General features: G+C 57.3%; 9 protein-coding genes. All 9 read left to right on the top strand.

Annotation, left to right across the window (positions count from 1 at the left end; genetic code table 11):
- The first annotated feature begins 36 nt into the window (after positions 1-36).
- Positions 37-2,358, top strand: coding sequence for a penicillin-binding protein 1B (gene mrcB / locus J5M73_RS27995; RefSeq protein WP_207816618.1), 2,322 nt, complete (start codon positions 37-39; stop codon positions 2,356-2,358).
- A gap of 16 nt (positions 2,359-2,374) precedes the next feature.
- Positions 2,375-3,121: a tetratricopeptide repeat protein gene (locus J5M73_RS28000; protein WP_102865503.1), complete on the top strand. Its 747-nt coding sequence runs from the start codon at positions 2,375-2,377 to the stop codon at positions 3,119-3,121.
- Positions 3,121-3,456 (top strand): YqcC family protein, encoded by a 336-nt coding sequence (locus tag J5M73_RS28005; RefSeq protein ID WP_102865504.1) that lies wholly within the window; start codon positions 3,121-3,123, stop codon positions 3,454-3,456. Before J5M73_RS28000 ends, J5M73_RS28005 begins: the two co-directional genes overlap by 1 nt.
- Before the next feature lie 549 nt (positions 3,457-4,005).
- On the top strand, positions 4,006-5,730 hold the full coding sequence (locus J5M73_RS28010; RefSeq protein ID WP_042940970.1) for an acetolactate synthase 3 large subunit: 1,725 nt from the start codon (positions 4,006-4,008) through the stop codon (positions 5,728-5,730).
- 2 nt (positions 5,731-5,732) lie between these two features.
- Positions 5,733-6,224, top strand: coding sequence for an acetolactate synthase small subunit (gene ilvN / locus J5M73_RS28015; protein ID WP_016964842.1), 492 nt, complete (start codon positions 5,733-5,735; stop codon positions 6,222-6,224).
- A gap of 45 nt (positions 6,225-6,269) precedes the next feature.
- Entirely contained in the window at positions 6,270-7,286 is a 1,017-nt protein-coding gene (ilvC, locus tag J5M73_RS28020) for a ketol-acid reductoisomerase (protein ID WP_007959661.1), read from the top strand.
- Between the two features lie 148 nt (positions 7,287-7,434).
- Positions 7,435-8,292 (top strand): CDP-diacylglycerol--serine O-phosphatidyltransferase, encoded by an 858-nt coding sequence (pssA, locus tag J5M73_RS28025; RefSeq protein WP_102865505.1) that lies wholly within the window; start codon positions 7,435-7,437, stop codon positions 8,290-8,292.
- 63 nt (positions 8,293-8,355) lie between these two features.
- Positions 8,356-9,369: a protein-methionine-sulfoxide reductase catalytic subunit MsrP gene (msrP, locus tag J5M73_RS28030; protein WP_102865506.1), complete on the top strand. Its 1,014-nt coding sequence runs from the start codon at positions 8,356-8,358 to the stop codon at positions 9,367-9,369.
- Positions 9,369-9,989, top strand: a complete 621-nt coding sequence (msrQ, locus tag J5M73_RS28035) for a protein-methionine-sulfoxide reductase heme-binding subunit MsrQ (protein WP_102865507.1) — start codon at positions 9,369-9,371, stop codon at positions 9,987-9,989. Before msrP ends, msrQ begins: the two co-directional genes overlap by 1 nt.
- Positions 9,990-10,123 lie beyond the last annotated feature (134 nt).

The raw sequence follows: 10,123 nt of genomic DNA on the forward strand, positions 1-10,123 counted from the left end.
TGTTGAGGATGAATAAAGTGCGTATAATCCGCCGCCATGACTCGTACCCGATCCCCTCGTTCCGCTAAAAAAACTCCCTCTGGTGGCCTGCGCCCCTGGCTGGGCTGGGCGCTCAAGCTCAGTTTGGTCGGCTTGGTAGTGCTCGCTGGCTTTGCGGTTTACCTCGATGCTGTGGTCCAGGAAAAATTCTCCGGCAAGCGCTGGACTATCCCGGCCAAGGTCTATGCCCGTCCGCTGGAGCTGTTCGTCGGGCAAAAGCTCAGCAAGGAGGACTTTCTGACGGAGCTCGATGCCCTGGGCTATCGCCGCGAAAGTGTCGCCAATGGTCCCGGTGCTGCTGCGGTCAGCGGCAACACTGTCGATCTGAATACCCGTGGCTTCCAGTTCTATGAAGGATTGGAGCAAGCGCAGCCGGTTCGCGTGCGTTTCTCCGGTGACTATGTGGCGGAGCTGTCCGGCAGTAAGGGCGCCAAGCTTGCGGTCGTGCGGCTGGAGCCGCTGCTGATCGGTGGCCTGTACCCGAAAAATCTGGAGGACCGGATCCTGATCAAGATCGATCAGGTTCCCCCCTACCTGCTGGAAACCCTGGTGGCGGTGGAAGACCGTGACTTCTATTCGCACTTCGGGGTGTCACCGAAGTCGATTGCCCGGGCGATCTGGGTCAACACTTCGTCGGGCCAGATGCGCCAGGGTGGCAGCACCCTGACCCAGCAGTTGGTGAAGAACTTCTTCCTGACCAATGAACGCAGCCTGTCGCGAAAGCTCAATGAAGCCATGATGGCGCTGCTGCTGGAGCTGCATTACGACAAGCGCGAGATTCTCGAGGCCTATCTCAACGAGGTTTTTGTCGGCCAGGATGGTCAGCGAGCGGTGCACGGTTTCGGTTTGGCCAGCCAGTTCTTCTTCAGCCAGCCGCTGTCCGAACTCAAATTGCATCAGGTAGCGCTGCTGGTGGGGATGGTCAAAGGTCCTTCCTATTACAATCCGCGGCGTTATCCGGAGCGTGCTCTGGAACGGCGCAACCTGGTGCTCGACCTGCTTGAGCAACAGGGTGTGGCCACTGCCGAGCAGGTTGAAGCTGCGAAAAAAATGCCATTGGGCGTGACCAAGCGCGGCAGCCTGGCGGACAGCTCGTTCCCAGGCTTCCTCGACCTGGTTAAGCGCCAGTTGCGAGAAGATTATCGCGACGAAGACTTGACTGAAGAAGGGCTGCGAATCTTCACCAGTTTCGATCCCATCCTGCAGATGAAGGCTGAGGCTTCGGTCAACGATACCTTCAAACGCCTGGCTGGACGCAAGGGCTCGGAAGACGTTGAAGCGGCCATGGTGGTGACCAATCCGGAAACCGGTGAAGTCCAGGCCATGATCGGCAGTCGTCAAGCCAGCTTCGCCGGTTTCAATCGGGCATTGGACGCAGTGCGTCCAATCGGCTCGCTGATCAAGCCTGCGGTCTACCTGACGGCTCTGGAAAAGCCCAGCCAGTACACCCTGACCAGTTGGCTTTCCGATGAGGCTTTCTCGGTGAAGGGCGCTGACGGCCAGGTGTGGAAGCCGCAGAACTACGACCGTCGTTCCCATGGCACCGTTTTCCTGTACCAGGGCCTGGCCCATTCCTACAACTTGTCCACCGCACGGCTTGGCTTGGAAGTGGGCGTACCCAACGTCCTGAAAACCCTGGGGCGCCTGGGCGTTACCCGGGAGTTCCCAGCGTTCCCCTCGATGCTGCTGGGAGCCGGTGGCATGAGCCCGATCGAAGTGGCGACCATGTACCAGACCCTGGCCAATGGCGGTTTCAATACGCCAATGCGTGGGATTCGCAGCGTGTTGACGGCCGAAGGCGAACCGCTCAAGCGTTATCCGTTCCAGATTCAGCAGCGATTCGATGCGGGGTCTATCTACCTGATCCAGAGTGCGATGCAGCGTGTGATGCGCGACGGCACGGGTAGCTCGGTTTACAACGTATTGCCCAAGACCCTGGCGCTTGCGGGCAAGACCGGTACCAGTAACGACTCCCGTGACAGCTGGTTCGCGGGCTTCAGCCAGGACCTGCTGGCGGTGGTCTGGCTGGGTCGTGACGATAATGGCAAGACGCCGTTTACCGGCGCCACGGGTGCCTTGCAGGTGTGGACCAGTTTCATGCGCAAGGCCGATCCGCTGCCGCTGGATATGCCGCAGCCGGACAACGTGGTTCAAGCCTGGGTCGATTCGCGTACCGGACAGGGCTCCGATGCCAACTGTCCGGGGGCTGTACAGATGCCGTATATTCGCGGCAGCGAACCGCCTCCCGGCGCCTCCTGCGGTGGTGAACCCCCGGCAGGTAGCGATGTGATGGATTGGGTCAAGGGCTGGATGAACTAAGCGATGAGGGTTTGACGTGAACAAGTGGTGGGTTCCAGCTATTACAGCTCTGGCGTTGCTTAACGGTTGCGCCAGTGTGCAGCGCGGCTCCATTCCCGTCGTGGACTCCGGCACGGCCGTGTCCAACAGTGAGCGGATTTCTGCCTCCGGAGGCTTTCGACAGACGACGATCAAGCGTCCGGCGCAAGCTCAAGCACAGGCGATTCCGGAGGACTCCGGGGTGGTGGTGATGGTTCCGGGTGGTGGCGCAACGGCTTCGGCGCCGATCAGCAGCTCGCCGATTACTCCGGGGCCTATTACCTCCGGGCCTATTACCCCGGGTCCGGTGGACGGCTCCGGCTATCAGCCGGCGCCGATCAACCAGGGCAGCTACAACATGCCTTCCACGCCCAGTGGCATCCCTTCGGCACGTGCCGGTGGCCTGTCTGCTGATGAGCAACTGGACGGTCCGGTGCTAGCGTTGCTAACCACTGCGCAACAGCAGCAGTCCAGTGGTGACCTGAACGGTGCTTCTTCCAGCCTCGAGCGGGCGCAGCGTGTTGCTCCACGTGAGCCGCAGGTGCTGTACCGCCTGGCTCAGGTGCGCATGGCCCAGGGTGATGCGCCGCAAGCCGAACAGTTTGCTCGTCGCGGTCTGAGTTTTGCCAATGGTCGTCCCGATCTTCAGGCGAGTTTGTGGGAGTTGATCGCCCAGGCACGGGAGAAACAGGGTGATGCAGCTGGTGCCGCCCAGGCACGGCAGAAAGCCCGAGTCTCGCTGTGATGGATGTGCGTTTTCCCAAGATCGCCGAGCAGTTGCTGCTGATCGAGCGTGAGTTGCGCGTGCAGGGGCTGTGGGACGAGATAGCACCCAGTGCCGAGGCTCTGGCCAGTACTCAGCCTTTTGCCGTGGATACGCTGGATTTCGAGCAGTGGCTGCAGTGGATCTTCCTGCCGCGCATGAAGATGATCCTGGAGCAGGATCTGCCGCTGCCCAATGCCTCCGGTATCCAGGAAATGGCCGAAATGGTGTTCTCCACCCGGCCGATGCAGGGGCGCGATCTGCAGTTGCGAATGTTGCTCAAAGAGTTCGATCAACTCATCGCGGCCACCCGCTGAATCCGAGACTGCCAGGTATGCCTGGCAGTCGCCTTCGGATGCCAGGCACCGTCCTCCTCAGCTCTTCCTAGCGCTCTTCTTGCCGTTCTGCCGGCAGCCTTGACCAGTCCCTGTCTATAAGCCGATGACCAAAGTCAAGGTGCGCATTTCTGAGTTGCTTGTCGAATATTGCGCAATCGAAGTGCAGACAGTGGTTGTTTTTGGGTTTTTTCTTGCGTTCTCATGCGCTTAGTTCGAATTAACTACATAGACGACTTGACTTGAAGGGGACGAAACAGAAGAATCCAAAGTCCGCTGTAGAGGGACTGCCAGAAGCAGACCCACTCAGCAGATCATGAGGCGCACATCCGCGCCGAAGTGCTACACCCGCAACGCGTTACCTCGCGCTGGGTGGGAAAACCCCGCAACACTTTGGGGCGCTCCCAATACTTGCTCAGTCAGTGCTGACGTAGTCGGCGACCACCGTCGCTCATGCTCTGCTGAGAAGTAAACCTATTAAGACCCGCTCCCTTTTGAGGGCGGTATTCTGGCGTTTTAGAGGTGAACAACGTGGAGCTTTTATCTGGCGGTGAGATGCTCGTCCGCTTTTTGCGTGACGAAGGCGTCAAATATATCTACGGGTACCCAGGTGGTGCTCTCCTTCATGTTTACGATGCCCTGTTCAAAGAGCCGGAAGTGACTCACATCCTGGTTCGTCACGAACAAGCGGCAACCCATATGGCTGACGGCTATGCCCGTGCCACCGGTAAAGCCGGTGTGGTACTGGTGACTTCCGGCCCGGGCGCGACCAATGCCATTACCGGTATTGCCACCGCCTATATGGACTCGATTCCAATGGTGATCATTTCCGGTCAGGTGCCTAGCACCATGGTCGGTACCGATGCGTTCCAGGAAACCGACATGATCGGTATCTCCCGGCCGATCGTGAAGCACAGCTTCATGATCAAGCATGCTTCGGAAATCCCGGAAGTCATGAAGAAAGCCTTCTACCTGGCGCAGTCCGGTCGTCCCGGTCCGGTAGTGGTCGATATCCCCAAGGACATGACCAACCCGGCTGAAAAGTTCGAATACGTTTTCCCCAAGAAAGCCAAGCTGCGCTCCTACAGCCCAGCTGTCCGTGGTCATTCCGGGCAAATCCGCAAGGCGGCAGAGATGCTCCTGGCGGCCAAGCGACCTGTGCTTTATGCAGGCGGCGGCGTGATCCTTGGTGGCGGCTCCGCACCGCTCACCGAACTGGCCAAGATGCTCAATCTGCCAGTGACCAATACCTTGATGGGCTTGGGCGCCTATCCGGGTACTGACCGACAGTTCGTCGGCATGCTCGGCATGCACGGCAGCTACACGGCAAACCTGACCATGCACCACGCTGACGTGATTCTTGCGGTAGGCGCGCGCTTCGATGACCGGGTTATCAACGGTGCACCGAAGTTCTGCCCGAACGCCAAGATCATTCATGTGGACATCGACCCTGCTTCCATTTCCAAGACCATCAAGGCTGACGTGCCTATCGTGGGGCCTGTGGAAAGTGTCCTGACCGAAATGGTCGCGGCGCTCAAGGAAATCGGCGAGACCCCGAACAAGGACACGGTTGCCAGCTGGTGGAAGCAGATCGACGAGTGGCGTGGTGATCGCGGCCTGTTCCCTTACGACAAGGGCGACGGCAGCATCATCAAGCCGCAAACGGTGATCGAAACCCTGTGCGAAGTGACCAAGGGCGATGCCTTTGTCACCTCCGACGTGGGCCAGCACCAGATGTTCGCGGCGCAGTATTACAAGTTCAACAAGCCCAATCGCTGGATCAACTCCGGCGGCCTGGGCACCATGGGCTTCGGTTTCCCGGCAGCCATGGGCGTCAAGTTGAGCTTTCCGGATAATGATGTCGCCTGCGTCACCGGCGAGGGCAGTATCCAGATGAATATCCAGGAGCTGTCCACCTGCCTGCAGTACGGTCTGCCGGTCAAGATCGTTAACCTGAACAACGGTGTGCTGGGCATGGTGCGCCAATGGCAGGACATGAGCTACGGCAGCCGTCACTCGCACTCCTACATGGAGTCGCTGCCTGACTTCGTCAAGCTGGTTGAGGCCTATGGGCACGTGGGCATGCGTATCACTGATCTGAAGGATCTGAAGCCGAAGATGGAAGAAGCGTTCGCCATGAAGGATCGCCTGGTATTCCTTGATATCCAGGTCGACACCAGCGAGCACGTCTATCCGATGCAGATCAAAGACGGCTCTATGCGCGATATGTGGCTGAGCAAGACGGAGCGTACTTAATCATGCGGCACATCATTTCCTTGCTTCTGGAAAACGAACCGGGCGCTTTGTCTCGCGTAGTCGGTCTGTTCTCTCAGCGTAACTACAACATTGAAAGCTTGACCGTGGCGCCGACCGAAGACCCGACCCTGTCGCGTCTGACCCTCACCACGGTTGGTCATGATGAGATCATCGAGCAGATCACCAAGAACCTGAACAAGTTGATCGAGGTGGTGAAGCTGGTGGACCTGTCGGAAAGTGCTCACATCGAGCGCGAACTGATGTTGGTCAAGATCAAGGCCACTGGTGCACAGCGCGCCGAGGTCAAGCGCACTACTGATATTTACCGTGGGCAGATCGTTGATGTCAGCGCCAGCGTGTATACCGTTCAATTGACCGGTACCAGCGACAAGCTCGACAGTTTCATTCAATCGATCGGCACCGCGTCGATTCTGGAAACCGTACGCAGTGGTGTCACCGGGATTGCCCGTGGCGACAAAGTACTGAGCATCTAACTCAAATTAGCGAATGGCCGGAACGGCCTGATATAGGGGAAATTCATGAAAGTTTTCTACGATAAAGACTGCGACCTGTCGATCATCCAGGGCAAGAAAGTTGCCATCATCGGTTACGGTTCCCAGGGCCACGCTCAAGCTTGCAACCTGAAAGACTCCGGTGTTGACGTGACTGTAGGCCTGCGCAAAGGCTCGGCCACTGTTGCCAAGGCTGAGGCTCATGGCCTGAAAGTGACCGACGTTGCTGCAGCCGTTGCCGGCGCCGACCTGGTCATGATCCTGACCCCGGACGAGTTCCAGTCCCAGCTGTACAAGAACGAAATCGAGCCGAACATCAAGAAGGGTGCCACCCTGGCCTTCTCCCACGGCTTCGCGATCCACTACAACCAGGTCGTTCCACGTGCCGATCTCGACGTGATCATGATCGCGCCGAAGGCTCCAGGCCACACCGTGCGTTCCGAGTTCGTCAAGGGCGGCGGTATTCCTGACCTGATCGCTATCTACCAGGACGCGTCCGGCAATGCCAAGAATGTAGCCCTGTCCTACGCGGCTGGCGTGGGCGGCGGTCGTACCGGCATCATCGAAACCACCTTCAAGGACGAGACTGAAACCGACCTGTTCGGCGAGCAGGCTGTTCTGTGCGGCGGTACCGTTGAACTGGTCAAGGCCGGTTTCGAAACTCTGGTTGAAGCTGGCTACGCGCCGGAAATGGCCTATTTCGAGTGCCTGCACGAACTGAAACTGATCGTTGACCTCATGTACGAAGGCGGTATCGCCAACATGAACTACTCGATCTCCAACAACGCCGAGTACGGCGAGTACGTGACTGGTCCAGAAGTTATCAACGCCGAATCCCGTCAGGCCATGCGCAACGCTCTGAAGCGCATCCAGGACGGCGAATACGCGAAGATGTTCATCAGCGAGGGCGCTACTGGCTACCCATCGATGACCGCCAAGCGTCGTAACAACGCTGCTCACGGTATCGAAATCATCGGTGAGCAACTGCGTTCGATGATGCCGTGGATCGGTGCCAACAAAATCGTCGACAAAGCCAAGAACTAAGTTCGAGTCTTGTCAGAGAAAACGCGGCCTAGGCCGCGTTTTTTCGTTTGGACGGGTAGGTTCTGGTATAAAGCTGGATCCTTTGTGGCCGAATCACGGCCCTTGGGTATCTGTCGAAACTTTTCACACCGTTGCAAGGTATTTGTCCATGAGCGAACGTCCCGAAGAGCCAAACCAGGCCTCTGACGCCGAAAGCCTGCTACCGATCGATGAGCATGTCGAAGAAGGGCATGACGCTGAAGGCCGTAAAGTCCGGCATCGTGGTATCTATCTTCTGCCGAATCTGTTCACCACTGCGAACCTGTTCGCGGGGTTCTATTCCATTATCAGCTCCATGAGTGCCCAGAGTGCGCTGAGTGCCGGGGACACGGCGGGGGCGAGCAAGTACTTTGCCTTTGCCGCTATTGCGATCTTTGTCGCTATGGTCCTTGACGGTTTGGATGGGCGGGTTGCCCGCATGACCAATACCCAAAGTGCTTTCGGCGCCGAGTACGATTCACTGTCGGATATGGTTGCATTTGGCGTAGCGCCGGCATTGCTTGCCTTCGGTTGGGCTCTTGGCGATATGGGTAAGGTCGGCTGGATGGTCGCCTTTATTTATGTGGCGGGTGCTGCACTGCGCCTGGCACGTTTCAACACTCAGGTGGGAACTGCTGATAAGCGTTATTTCATAGGCCTGGCCAGCCCTGCGGCGGCAGGTGTGGTGGCGGGTATTGTCTGGGCTTTCAGTGACTACGGTATCCAGGGTTCGAAGATGTCGTTTCTGGTGGCGCTGATGGTGGCGGCGGCAGGCATGTTGATGGTCAGCAATATCAAGTACAACAGCTTCAAGGACCTGGATCTGAAAGGGCGGGTACCTTTTGTAGCGATTCTGGCAGTAGTGCTGGTGTTTGCCGTGGTGTTCAGCGATCCGCCACGTATTTTGCTGCTGGTGTTCCTGGCTTATGCAGCTTCGGGCCCTATCCAGTACCTGTTGCACCTGCGTCGTCGCAAAAGCGCCGAGTGATGTAATTTCCTCCATACTCCGCAGTCTATTGGTACATCTGTCCTCCAATACTGCGGAGTTGCCATGTTGTTCAAATTCCCCAAAGCGTCCGACTGCAATGAGTCGGATGTCACGCCTGAATCTCTTTATCTCTCTCGACGCAGCTTGCTGGGTGGTGCGGTAGCAGGTATGGCCTTTGCCGGTTTGCCACGTTGGGCAGTTGCGCAGGATATGGCGCGTTACGCCGACGTAGAGCCTGGCCGTGCGCCTGCGTGGTTTTCTGACAAGCTGACCAACACCCAGTGGCAAGCCGTAACAGTCAAGGGAGAGGCGATCACGCCTTTCAAGGATGCGACCCACTACAACAACTTCTATGAGTTCGGTACGGACAAGGGGGATCCGGCGGCCAACGCGGGTGAGCTCAAGACCGAACCATGGAGTGTGGTGGTTGATGGTGAGGTCGCCAAGCCTGGACGCTATACCCTCGAAGATTTCATGAAGCCCTACTCCCTGGAGGAGCGTATTTATCGACTTCGCTGCGTAGAAGCCTGGTCGATGGTGATTCCCTGGATAGGCTTTCCAATCTCAGCGTTGCTCAAGCAGGTGGAGCCAACCAGTAAAGCCAAGTTCATTCGTTTTGAAACACTGCAGGACCCTAAGAGCATGCCGGGTCAGCGTTCCGGTTTTGCCTTGATCGACTGGCCTTATGTCGAAGGCTTGCGTCTTGATGAGGCGATGAATCCATTGGCGATTCTTGCGGTAGGGATGTATGGGCGTGAGCTGCCTAACCAGAATGGTGCGCCTCTGCGACTGGTGGTGCCTTGGAAGTATGGCTTCAAGAGTGTGAAGTCGATTGTGCGTATCAGCCTGGTCAGTGAGCAGCCGAAGACCACATGGCAGAGCATTGCGGCCAACGAATATGGTTTTTACGCAAATGTGAACCCGACTGTTGATCATCCTCGGTGGACTCAGGCGCGGGAGCGTCGTCTGCCGAGTGGACTGTTCAGTCCTAACGTAAGAGAAACGCAGATGTTCAATGGCTACTCGGACGAGGTTGCTTCTCTATATAGCGGTATGGATCTTCGGAAGAATTACTGATGCGTTATTCGTTCTGGCGTGTCGTCGTCTTTATTGCTGCGGCTGTCTGGCCCCTGTATTGGCTGTATGAGGCCTGGGCTTCGGTGTTGGGGCCAGACCCCGGCAAGGTTTTGGTTGATCGTCTGGGCTTGGGTACTTTGGTGTTGCTGTTGATCACTTTAAGTATGACGCCGTTGCAGCGTCTTACTGGGTGGGCGGGTTGGATAGCGGTGCGCAGGCAGTTAGGGTTGTGGTGTTTCGCCTATGTCGTGTTGCACCTGTGTGCCTATGGCGTATTCATTCTCGCTTTGGATTGGTCGCAGTTGGGTGTAGAGCTGCGCAAGCGGCCATATATCTTTGTCGGTAGTCTGGGGTTCGTCTTTCTATTGCTGTTGGCGGTCACGTCCAATCGTTACAGTCAGCGCCGACTGGGCGCACGCTGGAAAAAGCTGCATCGGTTGGTGTATTTCATTCTCGGGCTTGGATTGCTGCATATGCTCTGGATTGTCCGGGCCGATCTGAAGGAGTGGGCGGTGTATGCATCTATAGGTGCGTTATTGCTGTTGTTGCGCGTGCCGTCAGTCATGCGCCGGATTCCCCGGGTTCTTGCTAAAAAAGCATCTTCTGCAACAAAAGCGTAATTAGCCCTTGACGGCAGATTCTACAGGTCTATAATTCGCCCCACTTCCGGCGCAGTCGAAACGGAAAACTCCTTGAGATTCAACGAGTTACGCGGTTTTCGGCAGCGGTTGCGCTTCAGTTCATCGAAGCCAGA

Source organism: Pseudomonas sp. 50_B (assembly GCF_017491625.1).
GTDB classification, from domain to species: Bacteria; Pseudomonadota; Gammaproteobacteria; order Pseudomonadales; family Pseudomonadaceae; genus Aquipseudomonas; species Aquipseudomonas danubii.

Coding starts and splice junctions, on each gene's coding strand:
- mrcB (WP_207816618.1), top strand. CDS start 37: ATGACTCGTACCCGATCCCCTCGTTCCGCTAAAAAAACTCCCTCTGGT.
- J5M73_RS28005 (WP_102865504.1), top strand. CDS start 3,121: ATGGATGTGCGTTTTCCCAAGATCGCCGAGCAGTTGCTGCTGATCGAG.
- ilvN (WP_016964842.1), top strand. CDS start 5,733: ATGCGGCACATCATTTCCTTGCTTCTGGAAAACGAACCGGGCGCTTTG.
- ilvC (WP_007959661.1), top strand. CDS start 6,270: ATGAAAGTTTTCTACGATAAAGACTGCGACCTGTCGATCATCCAGGGC.
- pssA (WP_102865505.1), top strand. CDS start 7,435: ATGAGCGAACGTCCCGAAGAGCCAAACCAGGCCTCTGACGCCGAAAGC.
- msrP (WP_102865506.1), top strand. CDS start 8,356: ATGTTGTTCAAATTCCCCAAAGCGTCCGACTGCAATGAGTCGGATGTC.
- msrQ (WP_102865507.1), top strand. CDS start 9,369: ATGCGTTATTCGTTCTGGCGTGTCGTCGTCTTTATTGCTGCGGCTGTC.